Origin of the sequence: Magnetospirillum sp. 15-1 (assembly GCF_900184795.1) — a bacterium.
Lineage (GTDB): Bacteria > Pseudomonadota > Alphaproteobacteria > Rhodospirillales > Magnetospirillaceae > Phaeospirillum.
In genome coordinates, this window is sequence record NZ_FXXN01000021.1 from 109,152 (window position 1) to 127,692 (window position 18,541).

Below are 18,541 nucleotides of genomic sequence, written 5' to 3' on the forward strand. Positions count from 1 at the left end.
GGCCTTCAGAACGGGATGGGATCGTCGAAGGGAGTGCCGGTGCGTTCCTTGACGCCCGCCTGGCGCTGCATGGAGTCCACGTAGCCGGTGATGGCGGCTTCGATCAGCCGGTCGATGTCGGCGGCGGAGCGGTTGAAGAAATGCTCCATCAGGCCAAGCGCCGTCAGTGCCTCGGCGAAGAGCGGGCGGGCATCCTTGATGGCCTGGGTTTCGCGGGCGGTCTTGTCGATCATGCCGTGGTGATCCCCTGCGATCTTTGCCCCTGCCTCCTGGCAGCGGCGGGAACAGAAGCGATGAAACGGGTATTGGTCGTGGCGCAGGCGGTGGACGTAGCCGAAGCCCTTGGCCTCGCGGCTGCACACCGCGCACAGGGTCAGGCCAGCAAGAACCGAGTCAGGTCCGGGTGCTGGCCGGGTTCCTCCTTGATCCGGGAACAGCCCAGCACCACGAAGCTGCTGATGGCCGCTTGGGCCATGGCCTCCAGCTCCCACAGGGCGAGAACCCTGATGGGCTGGTGCAGTCTTCCGCGTGCCTCGAGCCATTCGCCGATCGCCTTTGCCGCTTGGCGCGTCACATGCGCCTGCCATTCGTCATCGGTCATAGTGGGGCCGCCCGCCGGGCTGACGGGCGGCACTTCCATTAGCCATTGAGCCAGGCTGGGCCATTGGCCGACGGCTGGGGAGCGGGCTGCTGGGCGGCAGGCTGAGCCTGGGCAGATCCCTGCTGAGTCCAGGGAACATTGCCGGCCTGCTGCTGCGGCGCCTGGACCGGAGCCGCGTCGGTGGCCCAGGCCGGGGCGTTCTGCCCGGCGGTGACGGACGGCTTGCGCGGCTTGGCATTGACGGGATCGGCCTCTACCGTCTCGCCCTTCATCACCGCGCCATATTCCGGCTCATCGGGCAGCACCACGTTGGCCAGACGGTTCTGGTCACGGTATTTGGGATCGCTGGCCGGCTCCACCATGATGCGGGCGGCGAAGATGATGCCGTCCAACTGCTTCAGCCCCTGCAGCACCCGCTTGGCCCTGGCGGCGTCGCTCATGTCCTTGGGACTCAAGCCCAGTGCGCTATCGACCATGGCGCGGAACGACGCCTTCGAGATGTTCCAGCCCTTGGACTGGCCCTTGTCGTCGAGCTTGCCGCCGGCCACCGTGAAGTTCTGCCAGAACTTGCGGCGCACGAACGCCCCCTCGACCACGGTGAATTCGCAGTCGAGCATCTTCGCGTCGCTCTCGGAGGCCGCCTTCAGCAGACCGGCATCCATGGGCACCGAGCCGTTGACCCCGCCGGGGCGGATGGTCATGCGGATCTTGGCGAAGGTGCCGTCGGGAATCAGTTCCCCGGTGGGCATCATCTGCGGCTGGGCGTCGTTGAAATCGTAGGACATGGGGAAATCTCCTCGGGTCAGGCGGAAACGCGGTTGATCTTGGCAAGCAGGGTGCCGAGATCAGGGGGCTCGGTGACGTCCAGGCGGCCGGAGCGATCCTTGGCGGGAAGACCGTAGGGATTGCCCGAACAGCAGACCAGGCGGCGCTCGGTGGCTTTCTCGTCCAGCAGCCAATTGCCCTCGGCATCCTGGGAGAACAGGTGCATGGAGATGACCTGATCGACGATACCGGGTAGTTCGCGCCCGGCCTTGGATCCCTCCATCTGCGGCTGCCAGGTGGAGGCGTTGAACTCGTCGGTGACCTTCTCCAGCACACCGACGAAGATCACCGTCTTGCCCGGCGCATGCTGCAGGTGCTTCAGGGCCTGGATCACTTCGCGGCCCAGCAGGCCATAGGCGCCACGGATGTCGGGCTTGCCGGTGCGGTCGGAGAAGGCTTCCGGCTGCTGCTTGGCATAGGCCATGGCTTGGCGGGTGAGGTCGGTAATGGAATCGACGAACACCACCGGCATCGAGTCGAGGAATTCCTCGATTCCGGTCCCGGCATAGACCGAGCGGACATGCTGGTAATGCTGGGCGCTGTAGAAGGCGTTGGGATCAACGGCGGGATCGGGGCCGCCGATCAGCACGGCGAGGTCGCGGAAATCGCCGAAGCTGCGCACCGGGATGCTGGCGCCCGGCCAGTCCTGCACCGACTTCATGCCAGCTTCCAGATCCAGGCAGACGGTCTTGTCGGGCGGCAGGGTTTTCAGCAGCGAGGTCTTGCCGACGCCGGGCTGGCCGAAGATGGCCACCGAGGTCTTGTTGCCGGCGCACGACAAGCGCTCGTCGGCGGTGATGATGCGAACGGCCATGGGATTCTCCGATTCAAAGGGGGGACGGCGGGGCGTTGACCGGGCGCCGAAGGGAAGCCTTGCCCGCCCTTGCGGTACGGGCTGCCCCGCCGCTGTCTCAGTGGGTGTTGGGCTTCAGCGTGAAGGTCGGCTTACCGGTCTTCACCGTCCGGGCGGCCTCAAAGGCGGTGCGGATGTGGGCGGGCCATGCGCCGTACTTGCGCTCGGGCACCTTGAAGGCGAGATCGACGTATTCGGCCGGATCATCGCCACTGGCGCGGATGCGCTCGACGGTGGCCGCCAATTGCTCCTGGTCCCACTCCACCTTCTTGGGCAGATCTGCCACCACGGTGATTCCGCCATCGTCGAAGCGCACCGTGCCGGTGTCCTTGCCGTCACGGCTGCGCATCTCGGCGGCGATGGTGGCGTAACGACGGTCCAGCACGCCGTCGAGCCAATCCTTCTGCATCTTGGCGCGACGCAGGGCCTCTTCGGCTTCCTCCTGAAGCAGGATCAGCATGTCCGCCGGAAGGGCGGCGATTTCGCCCACCGCCATGGTCATCATGTCGGCGAGGCGGGGACGGTTGGGGATGGTCATGGTCAGATCCTCCGGGGCTTGTCGCCGCTCGCCTTGATGGCGATGTAGGCGATGCGGTCTTCAGCGACGCGGCGCTGAACCAGCAGCAGGCGGCCGTCCTCGGCCAGCGCCAGGGCGCGGGCAGCAACACGGTCGAGTTGGGAGCGGGCCGCTTCGGGCAGGGACGACGGGCCACGGGCGCGGTCGAGACCGAGCAGGCCCAGGTGGTAGATGAGGCCGTCACCAGGAACGGCGCCCGCGAACCAGGACTGGAAGGCCGGGATGGTCATGGGGGAGGTCATTGGCCCGCCCTCAATTCGGCCACGCCAACGTCCTCGAACAGAACGTTCTGCCCGAAGCCGGGCTGGGTCTGACGGGCCTCGTAGGCTTCGACTTCCTCAATCTTGTAGAAAATCTTGCCGCCCAGCCTCAGGAACGGCAGGCCCTGGCCCCGGTAGCGCCAGTTTTCCAGGGTGCGGTGGGAAATACCCCACCGTCGGGCCAGTTGCTTCTGGCAGAGAAATTGTTCGGCCATGTTGGCGTGCTCCGCGAGATATGAACTCGTGGAAGCATGGAGGATGGTGGCGGGTCAGGGAGGTGGATGCGGCAGGGACGGATCATCCCTATCCCGTCCCCTTGACAGCAGGGCGAACGCTCGATCCCGCCTACAATTTTAGGCGGATCTTGCCAATGCCATTCCGCTCGAACAAAAAGCCGGGATCCTTGTTCTTGAACAATTCCCTGAGGTGCTGAGAGTTCGACTGAGCTGAGAACAGGAGTTCTGCTTCAGGCACCCATGGATCAGGGGTCCGGCTTGCCGCATGGAGGATTCCAATGATCCGCGCCTGAAGGGTGCCGAAATCGAATCCCCGTCCCCGCAGCGTGATCTTGGTGTAGTTGGAAGAATGCTCGAACGGGGACATGGATGCGGATGCCGGTGAGCCGCCGCGGAACAACTCGGCGATCCCGGCACTGATGGCGCCGATCTCACCGCCTTGTACCGCCACCAGGAACCGATCGAGATCGGATTCACGGATATGGATGAGCCGCTCACCCCGCCGCAGCATATGAAACCGATCATGGTAAATGCGTAGGAGCTGAAAGGCGGTGCCAGCGTTGGTCAATGCGTGATCAAATTCGCGTATGGGCATATCCTGGCCGACCACGCTGGCTCCGGCAAAGAACAGGCCGTCATGATTTTCGAGGAGGCCGACCAGGCCATCGACGAAGAACTCCCTGGCGAAATCCTCCACCGCCAACTCCGATGCGTTCAATTCGTCATCTGGTACATTTTTCCAGCGGTGATAGGTTCGCCCGATGAGCGACGGAATACGGGTGGTGCCACGGCAGGCGTAGATCGAGTAGTCGTTCCGGTACAGGCCATCCTTGATATAGGTGGCAAAGAATTCCTCCGAGACCGTGGTGAAGAACGAGTCATCGGCCATTTCAAGGTGGTCCAACGACGACGAGCGGCTCCAGGCATAGCTGAAATACGGAAGGCCGAGGCTGGTCATCGCCACCTTCAGCGCTTCTTGCAGGTCAGGGATGCTGTTCGAATGAGCAGCTTCTTCCTGAAACTCCATCACATCCTTGACCATTTCGACCCTCCAGCGGAAGAATCTGCGAGGTCAGAATATCACAGCATCGGTCGATGTCATGCTTGGCGCCTACGCCAGTATCCGTTGCCATCCGAAAGTCTCCGTCCCCGGATTGTTACGACCGAAGGAGCAAGCATAGGGTTTCCGCAATAACCAATTGCCGGGGCGAACGACCCCAGCGAAGGATTGCGGACACCACCGATGCACAATGCTCTGTCTCCCGACCGCATGACCGCCGCCGAGCGCCTGGACGAGGTCGCCAACATCCTGGCCACTGGCCTGATCCGGCTGAAGGCGCGGAAATCCAGTCGTTTATCTGCTGACGCCAGAGACAGTTCCCTCGACTTCATGGCCGGCCAGAGCGGTCATGTCCCCGTCAACCGACGGAGGAAATCATGACCGAGGACCCCCTGCTGGCCCGCTTGGCCGCCCTGAAGACGGCGCCGATCCCGGACCTGAAGGTGCTGTGGCGCGATCTGTTCGAGGCCGAGGCGCCGCCCTACAACCGCACCTTCCTGGAAAGCCGCCTGGCCTACCGCCTCCAGGAACTGGCCTATGGTGGGCTGGCGGTCACCACCGTCGCCCGGCTGGAGAACATGGCCGAGGATTTCGACACCACCAAGGGGCGCCGCAAGAAGGAGCTGGATCGCCCCATCGCCGGCACAAGGCTGGTGAGGGAATGGAAGGGCGTCGAGCATTGCGTCACCGTCCGCGAGGACGGCTTCGAATACCAGGGCCGCCCCTACCAGTCGCTGTCGGCGGTGGCCCGCGCCATTACCGGCACCCGCTGGAACGGCTTGGCCTTCTTTGGCCTGAAGAACTGGAGGAAGGGGGCATGAAACCCGCCGGAACCAAGCCGATCCGCAAGCTGCGCTGCGCCGTCTACACCCGCAAATCAACCGAGGAAGGCCTCGAGATGGAGTTCAACTCGCTGGATGCCCAGCGGGAATCCTGCGAAGCCTACGTCACCAGCCAGAAGGCGGAAGGCTGGGTGCTGGTGCCGACCCATTACGACGATGGCGGCTTTTCCGGCGGTACCCTGGAACGCCCCGGCCTGAGGCGTCTGCGGGCCGACATCGAGGCCGGGTTGGTGGACGTGGTGGTGGTCTACAAGATCGACCGTCTCTCGCGCTCGCTGATGGATTTCTCCAAGCTGGTCGAAGTGTTCGACCGCAACGATGTCACCTTCGTCAGCATCACCCAGTCGTTCAACACCACCACCAGCATGGGCCGCCTGACGCTCAACATCCTGCTGTCCTTCGCCCAATTCGAACGCGAGGTGATCGGCGAACGTGTCCGCGACAAGGTGGCCGCATCGCGGCGCAAGGGAATCTGGATGGGCGGGCCGCTGCCCTTCGGCTATCGCTGTGCCGACCGCAAGCTGCTGGTGGTGGAGGAAGAAGCCGCCATCGTCCGCATGATCTTCGAACGTTTCGTCCGCCTTGGCTCCGCCACCATGCTGGTGCGGGAACTGGCCGCCGAGGGCGTCACTCGCCGCGGCAAGAAACTGGACAAGGGCGGCCTCTACAAGATGCTGGCCAATCCGCTCTATATCGGCAAGGCGGTCCACAAGGGCGTGGCCTACGACGGCGAACATGAGCCGATCATCGATCAGGCCCTATGGGACAAGGTCCGCTCCATCACCGAAATCTCCCCCCGTGTCCGCGCCAACCGCACGCGGGTGCAGACTCCGGCCTTGCTGAAGGGAATCGTCTTTGCCCCTGGCGGTCGGGCGATGACGCCGACCCACACCCGTAAGAAGGGGCGGCTGTACCGTTATTACGTGACCACCAGCATCATCAAGGAAGGCCCCGACGCCTGCCCGGTTGGCCGCGTCCCCGCTGCCCAGGTCGAAAATGCGGTGATCGACCAGTTGCGCTCGCTGCTGCGCACCCCGGAGATGGTGGTTCGCACCTGGAAAAGCGTCCGCGCCGAGGGCGAAACCATGACGGAGAAGGAGGTCGCGGCCGCGCTGGGGCAACTCGATCCCCTGTGGGACGAACTGTTCCCCGCCGAGCAGACCCGCATCGTCCAGCTTCTGGTCGAGCGGGTCGATATCTCCACCGACGGCGTTCGCATCGCGCTCCGTACCGAGGGACTGGCCCAACTGGCCGGGGAATTGAAACCAGCCCGTCGCCGGAGGACCGCAGCATGACCACGGTGTTCGTGCCGATGACCTTCCGCCGCATCGGCGGTCGCAAGCGGATCGTCCTGCCCGACGGCAGCCTGTACAATCCCGAGACGCGGGTTCCGGTCGACAGCCCCATCGTCCGGTCGCTGGCGCGAGCCTTCCGTTGGCGGCGGTTGCTGGAATCCGGTCGTCACGCCTCCATCAACGAACTGGCCAAGGCCGAACGGGTCGATCGCGCCTTTGCCAGCCGCGTCCTCCGCCTGACCCTGCTGGCCCCCGATATCGTCGAGGCCATCCTCGCCGGGCGGCAGCCCGAGAAGCTCACCGTGCGGGCGCTGCTGGAACCGTTTCCGGCGGAATGGGCCGAGCAGCGGCGGGCGTTCATAGGCGACGAGCGCATGCACCATGAGCATGCTGGCCGTTAATGCGAGATACGGGGGACATGGTGGCTTCCTGAGCTGCGGGGCGGCCGGAACCGCCCCTTTGCCAATATTACGGACGCATGATGCAAATTGCCGCCCGCTTCAGATCCCTGACGAAATTGAGCGGGGACCGTTTATCGCTCGGGGTGCCGGGGACGGTGACGGCCGCCTTACCGTCGGGGGACACGACCCTGCCGTGCTTGGAGCCGCGACGGTACGTCCATCCAAGGGCCAATAGGCGGCGGACCTCCGCGTCGATCTTGTCGGACCTGCTGTAGCGCCTCATTTCCGCACCTCCGCCTCGTAGACCAGGCGGAAGCCGATCATCATCGACTTGTACTTTCCGGCCGAGCGTGGCGAGAACCGTGCCCTCTCGGCGGACACCCGGGCTTCGGCGACGTAGCCGACCTCGTATTGGGAGCACCCGAACAGCCCGTTGATCGCAGCCCCCTCGGCCTGGAGCCATTCGCCGAACCAAGCGGAGCGGACGACCTCCATGCCGGCCTCCGAGCGTTCCATCGCCATATTTGCAGGGTTCCGCCGCAGCGTCAGGGAATCGAAGTCTTCGCGGCCCATGTGCGGGGGATGGCCGTCGAACACGTGGCCGTCGGCGGCGACGAAGTCGTAGAGCCGCTTGGAGAATGCCTCCTTCAGCTCGGTCATGGACACCTTGTCGGGGACCAGCCCGCCAGCGAGGGCGAGCCACTCATCCTCGGTGGGAAGCCGTACGGGGAGCTTCTGCGTCCGCTTAATCCAGCGGGCATAGGCCTTGGCGTCATACCAGGTGACGGCGGCCGGGTCGTCGGGATCGCCGGCGAGGTCCAGCGGCTCAAGATCGGAGAGGCTGAGCCGGTGGGCCAGGTAGTCGGGGTTGTCCCGCAGGAAGCGGTGGAACCGCCGGACGGGGACCAGGGGTGAGAAGCAGAGGTCTTTCCCCAGTACCGTGGCCACCGTATATCCCGGACGGAAAGGGCTCTTGCGGGGCGTGTGGGAATACCGCCCCTGCCGGGTCAGGTGGGCCTTCAGGATTTCATCCCGGCCGGGATAGTTAAGGTGTGTTCCGCCATGGGCGTAGAAGGACTCCTCGGCGGCGTGCCAATCGGCCTCCAGCCATCCGTCGTGCGAGAAGTAGAGGCGGACGTCCAGCTCGGAAGCCTCCTCCGTCTTGGAGAAGTCCTTGTCCCGGAGGTAAGGGGCGTAGGGGTTGCGTTTGAATTCGGCGTCACGGACGCCCTCGAAGACGAAGTCGTAGCCGCCGTCGGGGCCCTTCAGGAAGGCCAGCCGGTCATTGTAGGGGATGACTTCCACCCACCCCTGGGGGCAGAGTTCGAGGACGCGGCGGAACAGTCGCCCGGCGGATTCGATCCGCTCCGCATCGCCGTCACCGAGGTTGTACAGCTGGGCGACGATCCTGCCGTCCTCGCCCAGGTCGCAGAGTTGGTCGCCGATCAGGTTGTCGAGGGTGTGGGTGTCTCCCGCACACATCAGATCGGTCTCGCTGCGGATGAAATAGTTGTCCGGCGGCACGTTCTCCCGGATCTCGGCGGGCTTGATCTCGTCGAAAGGGATGTCGCGGAGGTTAGCCCCATACATTCCGCGGTAGCCGACCTTGAGGCCGTCAGTGGCGGCGGCGGCCCGGAGCAGGACGAAAACATCGAGACCGGTGAAAATCCGCTTGGGCATGGGCAGGCCCGAGGCGAACAGGCGGTCGGCGATCTGGCGGTGGCCGAGCCGAACGCGTTGGTCGGGAAGATTCGTCGGCAGGACGTCCTTACGGAAGGCGAGGCCATGCCCACGCATGAAGGTTGGCAGCTTGCCCTTCCACTCGGCAACGTATCCGCCGAAGCCGCCCTTGAAGCCAAGGCGGTGGGCGATGTGGTTCAGGGCGAGGTTGTGGGGAAGCTTCCGCTCGTCATCGAGGTAGATGGTACGGGCGAGCTTGGCGGCCCGCTTCAGACTCTTGGGGTCGATGCCTTCGACCGGTGCGAGGTGGAAGTTGTCGAAGGTCAGGAATTTAGACATGCAGATTCTCCGGCGTCTTCACGCACGTCCGCTTGCGTAGATTGGAGCTGGAGAAAATGGTCCCTGATGCAGGTTGAACGCATCTGCGGCGGTTCGTTCCCCCACGCGGACGTGTTCTCGGGGATCAAAGGCCCGTCGCGGCCCTGAAGGGAAGATCGCAAAGATCGACCAGCCTGGCAAGTCCAAACCGTGGAATGGCGGACGGCCCAACTTCGCGGCATAATCGTGGCGACAGTTCTCCATCCGTGTCCGGCAACGAGCTTACAGCATGGCATCCAATGAGAATACAGCCCGGAAAGGCGTGAACGCCGTCGAGGCCACTTTCCTCGAAATGGGATGGCTCTTCCGCGATCAACCGGTCAGCGACTACGGCGTGGATGCCCATGCGGAGATCGTCGAGGACGGGGAACCAACAGGCAAGCTCATCGCCCTCCAAATCAAGTCCGGCAGTTCGTTCTTCAAGAAGCGGGGCAACGGCTATGTTTTCCGGGGCGAGGCACGCCACCTGTCGTATTGGACCAATCACTCCCTTCCGGTGATTCTCATTCTCCACAATCCCGAAACGCAGTTGACGGTATGGACGAAGATCGAGCGCCACCTCGTAACGGAAGGGGAAAGCGGCTCATGGACGGTGGAGATACCGTCCTATCGGACCCTCTCTGCGAATTCCGCAACAGCGATTGCCGACAGCATTCCCCGGAGCGATCCGGAAAGCATGCGGCGGGACCGCATGGCGCTGGCCTTGCAGATGATTAGCGAGATAGAGGAGCGAGGGGAGGCTTACCTTACGGTCGACGAGTGGGTGAACAAGTCCCTGAATTTCCGTGGGGCGGCGATCCACTTTGGCGAGCCGTGGGAAAAGCCGGATTACATTTGGGATTTTTACTACCCTTCCAACTCGATTTCGGGGGTCATGGATCTTCTGTTTCCCTGGCTGTCGTACACCTACCATTGCTCTCCGGAGGAAGACGGAAGCGGGGAAGTGATGACACACACGTTCGAGGTGGAGATAAACGACCTTGGGCGCGCGTTCCTAATGATGGAGAGATTTTACCAGGACGGGCCGGAACCGAGTGTTTGCCCCGATCTTCCGGAGCCATCTGAAGACCACATGGACGAGGACGATTGGAACGAATATCTGTTCCAGGAAGCCTTGCGGAAGGATCGCGAAAGCGAGGCTGGAGAGGACTGAACCGGGTTCCGCGCCTATGGGGTGAAATCCGCGAGCAGGCGAGATTGGGCCTACCCGCCATCGGCGACGAGATGGCACTTCTTGTACTTCTTGCCGCTGCCGCAGTGGCACGGGGCGTTGCGTCCCAGCTTCAGGCCTTGGCGGACGGTCGGTGCCGGCCTTGCCGGCTTTCCTAACTGGTTCGCCAATTGCTTCAATTGGCCATCGAACTTCCAGGGAAAGGCCACCTTCTTGCCGAAGCGGATTGCGCCCGTCGCAGGCGAAAGGCACAGCCCGAACCATTGATTGGCCTTCTGGCTGTACTTCCGCAGCATCATATGCGCCTCCAGCCTTGGCTCCGCCTCGGGGCGGGGAGCGAAATTGGCATGGACTGTGATCCCGGTGTTGGCAAACCCCAATGTGAAGTCCGACGATCCCTTCGTCTGCGCGGCCTCTAGGACGCGGTCGATGCCATCCGCCAGTTCCTTCATCGCATTCCCGCTGAGTTGGTAGAGCAGCATCACCAGATCGATCATCGGGCCGAATGGCTCGGCCTCGATCGCCTTGATGAGTGCGTCGAGCCGTCGTCCCTCGATCGCGGTCAGGATACCTTCGGGAGTCGGTTTTCCCGGCGGGCCGAATCGTCGCGCCCCCATGGCGATCTCGATATCCGCTGCAAAATCGTCCTCAAGTGCAACGAAGTCATATTCGTCGTCGAGCCATAGATTGTACTTGAGGTGGTAGGAGAGCAGCGTGATCTCGTGGTGAATCCTCACCTTTGAGCCGTACAGCGAGCGCAGATCGAGATAGCTCAAGAAGCGCATAGGCCTCCGCAGCATCTCCGCCATCACATCGAGCGTGAACACGTCGATGATAAGGGGCGCCAACGCTGTCTGAACCTTGCGCCTGACCAGGAACTGGTCGGTCTGAAACGCCAGTGCCGGATAGTGGTCGGCGACCAGGCAGATCGGAAAGATCTGCGTCAACTCACTCGGCACCTTCACGACTTGCCCATCAGCGGCGGTGAAGTGCAGCGTCGGGTCGAGCAGCGCCTCAGCGCACTCCATTGCCTGATCATAGGCGTCTTGTACCGCGGCCTTGAAATCGCCCTTGAGTTGCAGGTCGTTCCCCCGCCGCGACTCCATCGTAAGTCGCTTTGACTTGGCCTGCAGTACGATTGCCCGATCGCCGAACAGCACCAGAACGTCGATCTCGCCGAGGCGATTGCCCTTGCTCCGGTCGATGTTCACGCCTTTATAGACCCGACCGACGCCGAAGACTTCGGTCAATCGTTGTAGCGCGAACGCTTCGGTGTATTGGCCACGGTGTGTCAGCGCGGCCTTCGCATAATCCTTGTCCGCACCGAGCCAATAGAAAGGGGACTCATAGAGCGCATCGGCTAGCGCATTGAAATGAAAAAGAAGGAATCGCGCTTCATCGACGGCGAGGATTTGCGTGGCTGTCACCGCGTTGAAGTCGTGCAGCGCCTTGAAGCCGGGGTTTCGGTGATCTTGCGGTAGTGTGAAAGCCAGAACGCTCGCGAAAATTCTCTCTGGTTCGAGTTCTAGGCGCGGCTCCAACTCCGCGATACTGAACATGAAGGCGGACAGGAATCGCGGATCGCCTATGCCCTGGGCGCCTGCGTGAACAACGTCTGTCATCTTCTCGTTCTGAAGTTCGCCAATCGCCTTGGCGACGGCGATCATGTCCTTGATCGACGCCCCTTTGTTGGCGAGCAGCCACGCGTCGTCGGTGGCGTACTTCTCCGCCGCGGAGTCGCAATTCTGGAATGAGAACGCGGCTTCGCCCCCATAGAAGATCGGCTCACGCATCGCGTCGCCCGATTTCCACGGATTGGGCGGGGCACCGTCGGCATCCGCTTCCCGGAAGCCTTCGAGCCACGGCCGGGTCATGCTGTGATGCAGTTCCTCGAGCAGCGCCTCGGCGCGCTCGGCCTGCCTGGAAGCGTCCTCAGGTGGCGACGCATCATAGTCGGAATCTGCACGAACCATGAGACCGATCAGCGTGAACATTTCTGTCCGGATCAACCGCGAGCGCGAGTAGAGGTGCTGCATGTCCTCTGCGCATATTTCATCATGGTACCAAGTAAAATTGTCCCGCACGCAGAAGTAGGCGATGACGTGAGCAAAGCCCGGCGTTGCCGTTAGCTCGCCAAGCTCGTCGAAGATTTCCTGCTCGGGCCGCGGTGCTCCCATCGTCGATACTGGCTTTGCCGCCCCCTACTTCAGCGTTGGTGTCTTTGCACCTTCCCAAGGTGCGTGACCTCTAAATTGCCAGCTTAGCGTGAAAGAGGGGGTGCGTCCCACAGAGGTCTTTCCCCAGACGCGATTAAACTTCAGTTCCTGGTCCAAAGAGGATGCTGTTGATACAGCGAACAGACTCCGTCGCCGGACTCCATCGGGCCTCCACGAAAATCGCCAAACCACACGACGCGGCGATTCCGGGAATATCATTGAATCCCAGGAGGCTGGCGACCTGTTGATACGAAAGAGCGAGTCAACAGGTCTGGAGAGAAAGGCGCTATAGAGAGAGAATTCAGCCGATTCCCGGCAGGCCCGTGTCGGCGCTTATACCGATGAAAACCGCACGGAACCTTGGGATATCCAAGGTGGCGTCTATGCGGTAGAGCAGGTTTGTCTGGTGAGAATGGCGTCCCCACGGGGATTCGAACCCCGGTTACCGCCGTGAGAGGGCGGTGTCCTAGGCCTCTAGACGATGGGGACGTCGAGGCGCGAGGCCCGCTTTATGTCGGAAAGACGGCCCCCTGGCAAGCTCTTTTTTCCGCCGTTTCCATGCGGACCGCAAAGATCTTTCCCGCCTCGCGGTCCAGGCGGTGGGCCTGCATCTGGATGGCCTGGGGGCGGCCGTCGCCGTCGGCGGCGATCCCGACGATCAACCAGATCATTTCCGGCTCCCAGGCCTGGGCCAGATCGGTGGCCGACGGTTTGGCGCTGCCGTCGGGGTGGGAGTGCCAGTGGCCGATCACCCGCTCGCCGGTGCCGCGCACCGACCGTTCGGCGGCGAAGCGGACCACCGGGTCCAGTTCGAACCGATCATTGCCCTGGGTCTTGAGAAGATTGTCGGCGACCATGATCCGGGTAACGGTGACGACCCGCCGCCCCTTACCGATCAGCAGGCCGCAGCCCTCGGCCGGCCAAGCGGCCTCGGCGGCGGTGGCGATGGAGGCCATCTGTTCCGCCGAGAGGACCAGCATGGCCGGGGCCTAACGGACGGCCGGTTCGGGGGTCAGCACGAAGCCGCCCGCCACCTTGCCCTGGCCGGGGTCGAGCACCAGGATGCGCTCGGGCCCGCCGCCGGTCAGGCGCAGCACCACCCGCTCGCCGGCCACCACCATCTGTTCGATCCGCGAACCGGCGGGAACCGGCACCGCCAGTTGGCCGAATTCCGAGACCGGCACGGCGGCGGCACGGCCCGAGATGGCCGAAGACGTTCCCTTCCCCGGCGCTTTGCTGTAAAGCCCATAGCCAAGGACGCCCAAGCCGGCCAGCAGCAGAACCCCCAAGAACACCACCAACCCTTTGATCGCTCTCATGATCCCAGCTTCAATCCCTGTTTATCGATGGACATTCCCATGTCCCTGCGCCTGACCCCCTCCGCCGTCGAGACCGAGGAGGCCGGCACCCGCCTGGACCGCTGGCTGGCGACTCGCCTGCCGGAGCTTTCGCGCACCCGCATCAAGGGGCTGATCGAGGACGGCCGGGTCGGCCTGGACGGCACGACCATATCCGACGCCTCCCTCAGGGTCAAACCCGGCCAGAGCTTCGTGGTGGAGGTACCCCCCGACGCCCCGGCCGAGCCCGAGGCCCAGGACATCGCCCTTACCGTGGTCTACGAGGACGACGACCTCATCGTCATCGACAAGCCGCCCGGCATGGTGGTCCACCCCGCCCCCGGCAATCCCGACGAGACCCTGGTCAATGCCCTGCTGGCCCATTGCGGCGATTCCCTGGCCGGCATCGGCGGCGTCCGGCGCCCCGGCATCGTGCATCGCATCGACAAGGACACCAGCGGCCTGCTGGTCGCCGCCAAGACCGATGCCGCCCATCGGGGGCTGGCGGCCCAGTTCGCCGAGCACACCCTGGAGCGGGCTTACTGGGCTCTGGTCTGGGGCACGCCGTCGCCCCGCCAGGGCGAGATCGAGGGCAATATCGGCCGCAACCCCAAAGACCGCAAGAAGATGGCGGTGGTCAAAAACGGCGGCAAACCCGCCCTGACCCGCTACCGGGTGCTGAAGAGCTTTGCCGGCGGCGCCGTCAGTCTGGTGGAATGCCGTCTGGCCACCGGCCGCACCCACCAGATCCGCGTCCATATGACCGCCCTGGGTCACCCCCTGATCGGCGACCCCGTCTATGGGCGCATTCGCAGTAGCAAGCGGACCACCCTACCACCCGAGGCGCGAGAAGCCCTGTGCGGCTTTCCCCGCCAGGCCCTCCACGCCTACCTACTTGGTTTTTCGCATCCTACTAAAGGATACGACGTCCGATTCGAAAGCGGTATGCCGCTGGATATCAATGCATTGATCCAGATTTTAGAGGTTCTATAAAAAACTCCTATACTTGAGTTCCGAGCTATGACATTATCATCCCATCAGCCGGTGCACGGCGGATCCCCCTTGACGGGTTGGTCCGAAAACGAGGGAAAACCCTCCGCGCCGTAAGAGGAGATGAGACATGACGGCAATCGCTTCCAGTCTGTCGCTCGCGCCCGAAGGCAATCTGACGCGCTATCTGCAGGATATCCGTAAGTTCCCCATGCTGCCGCTCGAGGAGGAATACCTCCTGGCCAAGCGCTTCCGCGAGCACGGCGACCTGTCCTCGGCCAACCGGCTGGTGACCAGCCATCTGCGGCTGGTGGCCAAGATCGCCATGGGCTATCGCGGTTACGGCCTGCCGCTCGGCGAGCTGATCAGCGAAGGCAATGTCGGCATGATGCAGGCGGTGCGCCGCTTCGACCCCGAACGGGGTTTCCGGCTGGCCACCTACGCCATGTGGTGGATCCGCGCCGCCATCCAGGAATACATCCTGCATTCCTGGTCGCTGGTGAAGATGGGCACCACCGCTGCCCAGAAGAAGTTGTTCTTCAACCTGCGCAAGCTCAAGGGCCAGATGCAGGCCATCGAGGAAGGCGACATGTCCGCCGAGAACGTGGCCAAGATCGCCACCAAGCTGGACGTCACCGAGGACGAGGTGATCACCATGAACCGGCGGCTGTCCAGCCCCGACCACTCGCTGAACGCGCCGGTGCGCGCCGAGGGCGAGGGGGAATGGCAGGATTGGCTGGTGGACGACCACGAGGACCAGGAGACCGAACTGGGCGAGCGCGAGGAGCTGGGCCAGCGCCGGCAGATGCTGACCAGCGCCCTGGCCGCCCTCAACGACCGCGAGCGGGCCATCCTGATCCAGCGCCGCCTGACCGAGGACCCGGCCACCCTGGAGGACCTCTCGCAGCGCTACGGCATCTCGCGGGAAAGAGTGCGCCAGATCGAGGTGCGGGCCTTCGAGAAGCTGCAGAAATCGGTGAAGACCGCCTCGGTCCAGGTGGAAGCCCAAAACCGGGCATGAGGGATTGAGAGACGACAAAAAAACCCCCGGCCGATGGTCGGGGGTTTTTTCCTGTGCGGAAACGCCGCCTCAGCCCTTCTTGGAGACCTCGTCGCCCCAATCCTCGATCAGCTTCTTCTGCGCCGCCTTGAGGTTGTTGACCCGCCGCTGGCTGCTGGCCGCCAGATAGCTGGCCACCATGGGCGGCATGCCGGCATAGATGCCCCAGCCGATGGCCGAGCAGCCGTAGGCGGTCATCAGCATGATGGGGTCGGTCAGCATGCGGAAGGCCTCGTCCAGGGTATGGACGCCGAACCACAGGCTGAACAGATAGGGAAATACGCCGGCGAAATTGAGGCCGCCCACACACAGGAAGGCATACTTGTTGGGCCCCTTCTCGCTGGCCCACGACGCCAGGGTCGGCAGCATGCCGAAGCCCACCAGCACCACGGTGGGCAGCGAAAACGGCACCAGGGCGGCCAGAACCATCAGGACCACGCCCTTGTTGATGCCGACCGCACCGCCGCTGCCGGCTTTCTTCGCCGCCGCCGTCGCCCGCGCCCGATCCACTGCCGATATTTTCTTCGCCATGGGCCGAAGCATGGCATCACCGACCGCCAATGGCAATGCGGCAGCACCCGAGGTCAGGCCGATCCGTTTAGAAAACCGCCGAGATCACCACGATGGAGGCGGTGATCATGGCGACGATGATACCGGTGACCGCCGCCGTCTGGCGCCCGATCTTGTCGGCCTCGGCGGCGCGCTCCTCGGTCTCGGTGATGATGTGCTTGATCTCTTCCTCGGCGGCGGCGTACTGGGCCTGGGCGAAGGCGAATTCCTGCTCGTCGCGCACCCGCTCCTCGGCGTTTTCCAGCAGGTTGTAGATTTCCACCACCGAGCCCTTGCGCACCAGACGGGGGACTTCCTTTTCCAGTTCCCGGCGCTTTTCACGGCCATGGAAGCCCTGGACGATGGGGGAGATCATCACGCCGACCCAGGCGGCCAGCCCCGGCAGGGATTCCGGCCCCAGGCGGTATTGCAGCACGGCGAACAGGTTGAGCGCCCCCATCATGGCGACGCTCTGGTTGGGGTCGCTCAGCGCCGTGAGGTTGCGGTCGATGTCCGAGCGCATGCGGGCGCCGAGAAAGGCGGCGATGTGACGGTCGACGGGAATCTGCTTGCCGTCGGTGCGCTTGGAGGCCGCGACGTTCAGAGCCGGCAGCAATTCCTTGACCTCGACCACGTATTCCTCGCCCAGTAGCGAGCTTTGACACGGCAGGGCATCGTTCAACTCGTACAGGCAGCGCTCCAACCCGTATCCCATGCCGGTCTGGGACAGATACGAGCGCAATTCCTTGAAATTGGATTCCATCAGCGAGTTGTCGGGCTGGTATTCACCGCGCATCTCGAACCACAGGCGCGGCACCTCGCGCAGGATGATCTCGGTCAGCAGCCTGGTATCGCCCCGGCTGGCCATCACCGCCGCCAGGGCCGAGCCGAAGCCGTCCGGCATGGCGTTGAAGCCCTTGTAGCGGATGGGGGCTGCCTGATCCAACAAGATGAGGACCTTGCACAGCATCAGGTCGGTGGAGCTTTTCTTGTCGGTGGTGGAGTTGAGCGCCATGCGCACCACCTCGGCCACCACGTTGGCCTTGTCCTTGTCCTCGACGGCGCGGCGCAGCCAAAGCTCCAGCTTGCCTTCGACCACCGGCGGAATGGCCTGATCCCAGTTCTTGGACATGGCCTGGGACAGTTCGCGGCCGTTGAAGTACTCCTTGCCCATGAAGGGGAAGCCGCGCGCCGCGCGCTTCTCGCCCCTGGGCTGCAGCGGCGACATGCGCCGGCCCGACAGCCACAGGTCCAGATCCTCGGCATCCCAGCGCTGCTCGCCGTCGTCGCACAGCAGGCCGCGCAGCAATTCGATGATCGGCAGCGGCAGACGCTCGTCGCCGATCAGCATGTTGTAGCTGCCCTGCTGGATCTTCATGCCCAAGATGACGTCGTCGCTAAGCCCCGCCACCGGATTGCGGCCGAGAATCAGGAAGGCGACGGTGACGCCCAGGGAGTAGAAATCCTCGGTATGATTGCCGCTTCCTCGGGCGATGGGGGTGCACATCCCCGATTCCACGGTCTCGAACAGCACGGGCTGATCGAAGGCCGGCGGGGCGCTGACGCAATCGCCGAAGGCCAGGCGTTCGCCGTTGCTGTCGGCGTAAAACAGGTTGGTCGGCCGGATAGAGCGGTGGGGAACGCCGCGCGAGTCCATTTCCTTCAGCGCGGCGGTCAACGGTTCGATCACCCGCTTGGTGATCTGGTACTCGTCGATACGCGGCACGTCGGAACGGGCGGAGGTCATCACCCGGTTGCCGGCCGGGCGCTCGTAGACAACGGTCATGCACTGGCGGCCGGCGGGCGGCCAGTTCATGGGCCCCCACTCGACCAGTTGCATCAGGCCCGGCGTCGACACGCCCTTCAGAGCCCGCATGGCGTTGACGCGGGGCGGCAGTTCCGGCTTGCAGATCAGGCCGAACAGGGCACGGCTGGGATCACGCTTGTCCTCGGCGACGAAGGCGTCGGCCGACGGCGTCGACAATTCGGGCAAAGGCTGGTTGGAACGGATAGTGTAGCGGTCGCGCAGGACCCCGGGTGGGCCGGTCTGCTTGACCACCTCCACCTTGACGTCATCGCCATCACCGTCCTCGGCCGGATCGATCTCGACCTCGGCCTCGTCGATTTCCGACATTTGCCCCTTCCATGGGCCGGCCCCGTTTGGGGCCGGACTGTTTCTCAGTCTAAAGGCGGAAAGGCCGTCCTACAAT

General features: G+C 63.7%; 21 protein-coding genes and 1 tRNA gene. 7 read left to right on the forward strand and 15 right to left on the reverse strand.

The annotated features are described in order from the left end of the window. Positions 1–5: 5 nt before the first annotated feature. From CP958_RS26895 to CP958_RS07495, 8 genes are all read right to left on the reverse strand, one after another. Positions 6–233 (reverse strand): DUF6511 domain-containing protein, encoded by a 228-nt coding sequence (locus CP958_RS26895; RefSeq protein ID WP_242442792.1) that lies wholly within the window; start codon positions 231–233, stop codon positions 6–8. Positions 234–373: 140 nt separating this feature from the next. Continuing rightward, a complete protein-coding gene (locus tag CP958_RS07465; protein ID WP_096701452.1) occupies positions 374–601 on the reverse strand; it encodes a hypothetical protein in 228 nt (75 codons plus the stop codon). A 38-nt stretch (positions 602–639) separates the two neighbouring features. After that, positions 640–1,386, reverse strand: a complete 747-nt coding sequence (locus CP958_RS07470) for a hypothetical protein (protein WP_096701353.1) — start codon at positions 1,384–1,386, stop codon at positions 640–642. A gap of 17 nt (positions 1,387–1,403) precedes the next feature. Then, positions 1,404–2,240: an ATP-binding protein gene (locus tag CP958_RS07475; protein ID WP_096701354.1), complete on the reverse strand. Its 837-nt coding sequence runs from the start codon at positions 2,238–2,240 to the stop codon at positions 1,404–1,406. 97 nt (positions 2,241–2,337) lie between these two features. Next, a complete protein-coding gene (locus CP958_RS07480; protein ID WP_096701355.1) occupies positions 2,338–2,817 on the reverse strand; it encodes a hypothetical protein in 480 nt (159 codons plus the stop codon). A gap of 2 nt (positions 2,818–2,819) precedes the next feature. Continuing rightward, entirely contained in the window at positions 2,820–3,098 is a 279-nt protein-coding gene (locus tag CP958_RS07485) for a hypothetical protein (protein ID WP_096700140.1), read from the reverse strand. Beyond that, the gene (locus CP958_RS07490; RefSeq protein ID WP_096701356.1) at positions 3,095–3,331 is read right to left on the reverse strand and encodes a helix-turn-helix domain-containing protein; all 237 of its coding nucleotides are present in this window, start codon (positions 3,329–3,331) and stop codon (positions 3,095–3,097) included. Before CP958_RS07490 ends, CP958_RS07485 begins: the two co-directional genes overlap by 4 nt. Positions 3,332–3,461: 130 nt before the next feature. Continuing rightward, positions 3,462–4,394 (reverse strand): autoinducer binding domain-containing protein, encoded by a 933-nt coding sequence (locus CP958_RS07495; protein WP_096701357.1) that lies wholly within the window; start codon positions 4,392–4,394, stop codon positions 3,462–3,464. A 201-nt stretch (positions 4,395–4,595) separates the two neighbouring features. Between CP958_RS07495 and CP958_RS07500 the strand changes: the two genes are divergently transcribed. From CP958_RS07500 to CP958_RS07515, 4 genes are read left to right on the forward strand one after another with little or no spacing between them, the layout of a single operon-like run. After that, positions 4,596–4,793, forward strand: coding sequence for a hypothetical protein (locus tag CP958_RS07500; protein WP_096701358.1), 198 nt, complete (start codon positions 4,596–4,598; stop codon positions 4,791–4,793). Then, positions 4,790–5,233: a DUF2924 domain-containing protein gene (locus CP958_RS07505; protein WP_096701359.1), complete on the forward strand. Its 444-nt coding sequence runs from the start codon at positions 4,790–4,792 to the stop codon at positions 5,231–5,233. Before CP958_RS07500 ends, CP958_RS07505 begins: the two co-directional genes overlap by 4 nt. Further along, the gene (locus CP958_RS07510; RefSeq protein ID WP_096701360.1) at positions 5,230–6,549 is read left to right on the forward strand and encodes a recombinase family protein; all 1,320 of its coding nucleotides are present in this window, start codon (positions 5,230–5,232) and stop codon (positions 6,547–6,549) included. The genes CP958_RS07505 and CP958_RS07510 overlap by 4 nt, the downstream gene beginning before the upstream one ends. Further along, positions 6,546–6,950: a hypothetical protein gene (locus tag CP958_RS07515; protein WP_096701361.1), complete on the forward strand. Its 405-nt coding sequence runs from the start codon at positions 6,546–6,548 to the stop codon at positions 6,948–6,950. Before CP958_RS07510 ends, CP958_RS07515 begins: the two co-directional genes overlap by 4 nt. Before the next feature lie 279 nt (positions 6,951–7,229). On the opposite strand, the gene CP958_RS07525 is transcribed toward CP958_RS07515, so the two are convergent. Beyond that, positions 7,230–8,969, reverse strand: a complete 1,740-nt coding sequence (locus tag CP958_RS07525) for an SUMF1/EgtB/PvdO family nonheme iron enzyme (RefSeq protein ID WP_096701363.1) — start codon at positions 8,967–8,969, stop codon at positions 7,230–7,232. A gap of 268 nt (positions 8,970–9,237) precedes the next feature. Between CP958_RS07525 and CP958_RS07530 the strand changes: the two genes are divergently transcribed. Continuing rightward, entirely contained in the window at positions 9,238–10,161 is a 924-nt protein-coding gene (locus CP958_RS07530) for a DUF4365 domain-containing protein (RefSeq protein ID WP_096701364.1), read from the forward strand. A gap of 50 nt (positions 10,162–10,211) precedes the next feature. Here CP958_RS07530 and CP958_RS26900 read toward each other — a convergent pair whose 3' ends face one another. The 4 genes from CP958_RS26900 to CP958_RS07550 all read right to left on the reverse strand — a co-directional run bounded on the left by CP958_RS26900 (position 10,212) and on the right by CP958_RS07550 (position 13,714). Then, entirely contained in the window at positions 10,212–12,356 is a 2,145-nt protein-coding gene (locus CP958_RS26900; RefSeq protein ID WP_096701365.1) for an SEC-C metal-binding domain-containing protein, read from the reverse strand. A gap of 452 nt (positions 12,357–12,808) precedes the next feature. Further along, positions 12,809–12,884: transfer RNA gene (locus tag CP958_RS07540), tRNA-Glu, on the reverse strand. A gap of 20 nt (positions 12,885–12,904) precedes the next feature. Next, positions 12,905–13,375, reverse strand: coding sequence for a M67 family metallopeptidase (locus tag CP958_RS07545; protein WP_096701366.1), 471 nt, complete (start codon positions 13,373–13,375; stop codon positions 12,905–12,907). A 9-nt stretch (positions 13,376–13,384) separates the two neighbouring features. Continuing rightward, positions 13,385–13,714, reverse strand: coding sequence for a hypothetical protein (locus tag CP958_RS07550; RefSeq protein WP_141400456.1), 330 nt, complete (start codon positions 13,712–13,714; stop codon positions 13,385–13,387). Between the two features lie 39 nt (positions 13,715–13,753). Here CP958_RS07550 and CP958_RS07555 point away from each other — a divergent pair, with 39 nt between their 5' ends. Then, the gene (locus tag CP958_RS07555) at positions 13,754–14,725 is read left to right on the forward strand and encodes an RluA family pseudouridine synthase (RefSeq protein WP_096701453.1); all 972 of its coding nucleotides are present in this window, start codon (positions 13,754–13,756) and stop codon (positions 14,723–14,725) included. 127 nt (positions 14,726–14,852) lie between these two features. Next, positions 14,853–15,743, forward strand: a complete 891-nt coding sequence (gene rpoH / locus CP958_RS07560) for an RNA polymerase sigma factor RpoH (protein ID WP_096701368.1) — start codon at positions 14,853–14,855, stop codon at positions 15,741–15,743. Between the two features lie 69 nt (positions 15,744–15,812). Here rpoH and CP958_RS07565 read toward each other — a convergent pair whose 3' ends face one another. Continuing rightward, on the reverse strand, positions 15,813–16,313 hold the full coding sequence (locus CP958_RS07565) for an acyl-CoA synthetase (protein WP_096701369.1): 501 nt from the start codon (positions 16,311–16,313) through the stop codon (positions 15,813–15,815). 67 nt (positions 16,314–16,380) lie between these two features. Beyond that, positions 16,381–18,465, reverse strand: a complete 2,085-nt coding sequence (locus CP958_RS07570) for a serine/threonine-protein kinase (RefSeq protein ID WP_096701370.1) — start codon at positions 18,463–18,465, stop codon at positions 16,381–16,383. Between the last annotated feature and the right edge of the window lie 76 nt (positions 18,466–18,541).

What these genes read in the sequence shown, in the direction of transcription:
- CP958_RS07470 (WP_096701353.1), bottom strand. Translation starts at nt 1,386, where the DNA reads ATGTCCTACGATTTCAACGACGCCCAGCCGCAGATGATGCCCACCGGG.
- CP958_RS07485 (WP_096700140.1), bottom strand. Translation starts at nt 3,098, where the DNA reads ATGACCTCCCCCATGACCATCCCGGCCTTCCAGTCCTGGTTCGCGGGC.
- CP958_RS07505 (WP_096701359.1), top strand. Translation starts at nt 4,790, where the DNA reads ATGACCGAGGACCCCCTGCTGGCCCGCTTGGCCGCCCTGAAGACGGCG.
- rpoH (WP_096701368.1), top strand. Translation starts at nt 14,853, where the DNA reads ATGACGGCAATCGCTTCCAGTCTGTCGCTCGCGCCCGAAGGCAATCTG.
- CP958_RS07545 (WP_096701366.1), bottom strand. Translation starts at nt 13,375, where the DNA reads ATGCTGGTCCTCTCGGCGGAACAGATGGCCTCCATCGCCACCGCCGCC.
- CP958_RS07465 (WP_096701452.1), bottom strand. Translation starts at nt 601, where the DNA reads ATGACCGATGACGAATGGCAGGCGCATGTGACGCGCCAAGCGGCAAAG.
- CP958_RS07500 (WP_096701358.1), top strand. Translation starts at nt 4,596, where the DNA reads ATGCACAATGCTCTGTCTCCCGACCGCATGACCGCCGCCGAGCGCCTG.
- CP958_RS07475 (WP_096701354.1), bottom strand. Translation starts at nt 2,240, where the DNA reads ATGGCCGTTCGCATCATCACCGCCGACGAGCGCTTGTCGTGCGCCGGC.
- CP958_RS07510 (WP_096701360.1), top strand. Translation starts at nt 5,230, where the DNA reads ATGAAACCCGCCGGAACCAAGCCGATCCGCAAGCTGCGCTGCGCCGTC.
- CP958_RS07480 (WP_096701355.1), bottom strand. Translation starts at nt 2,817, where the DNA reads ATGACCATCCCCAACCGTCCCCGCCTCGCCGACATGATGACCATGGCG.
- CP958_RS07495 (WP_096701357.1), bottom strand. Translation starts at nt 4,394, where the DNA reads ATGGTCAAGGATGTGATGGAGTTTCAGGAAGAAGCTGCTCATTCGAAC.
- CP958_RS07555 (WP_096701453.1), top strand. Translation starts at nt 13,754, where the DNA reads ATGTCCCTGCGCCTGACCCCCTCCGCCGTCGAGACCGAGGAGGCCGGC.
- CP958_RS07515 (WP_096701361.1), top strand. Translation starts at nt 6,546, where the DNA reads ATGACCACGGTGTTCGTGCCGATGACCTTCCGCCGCATCGGCGGTCGC.
- CP958_RS07525 (WP_096701363.1), bottom strand. Translation starts at nt 8,969, where the DNA reads ATGTCTAAATTCCTGACCTTCGACAACTTCCACCTCGCACCGGTCGAA.
- CP958_RS26895 (WP_242442792.1), bottom strand. Translation starts at nt 233, where the DNA reads ATGATCGACAAGACCGCCCGCGAAACCCAGGCCATCAAGGATGCCCGC.
- CP958_RS07490 (WP_096701356.1), bottom strand. Translation starts at nt 3,331, where the DNA reads ATGGCCGAACAATTTCTCTGCCAGAAGCAACTGGCCCGACGGTGGGGT.
- CP958_RS07570 (WP_096701370.1), bottom strand. Translation starts at nt 18,465, where the DNA reads ATGTCGGAAATCGACGAGGCCGAGGTCGAGATCGATCCGGCCGAGGAC.
- CP958_RS07550 (WP_141400456.1), bottom strand. Translation starts at nt 13,714, where the DNA reads ATGAGAGCGATCAAAGGGTTGGTGGTGTTCTTGGGGGTTCTGCTGCTG.
- CP958_RS07565 (WP_096701369.1), bottom strand. Translation starts at nt 16,313, where the DNA reads ATGGCGAAGAAAATATCGGCAGTGGATCGGGCGCGGGCGACGGCGGCG.
- CP958_RS26900 (WP_096701365.1), bottom strand. Translation starts at nt 12,356, where the DNA reads ATGGGAGCACCGCGGCCCGAGCAGGAAATCTTCGACGAGCTTGGCGAG.
- CP958_RS07530 (WP_096701364.1), top strand. Translation starts at nt 9,238, where the DNA reads ATGGCATCCAATGAGAATACAGCCCGGAAAGGCGTGAACGCCGTCGAG.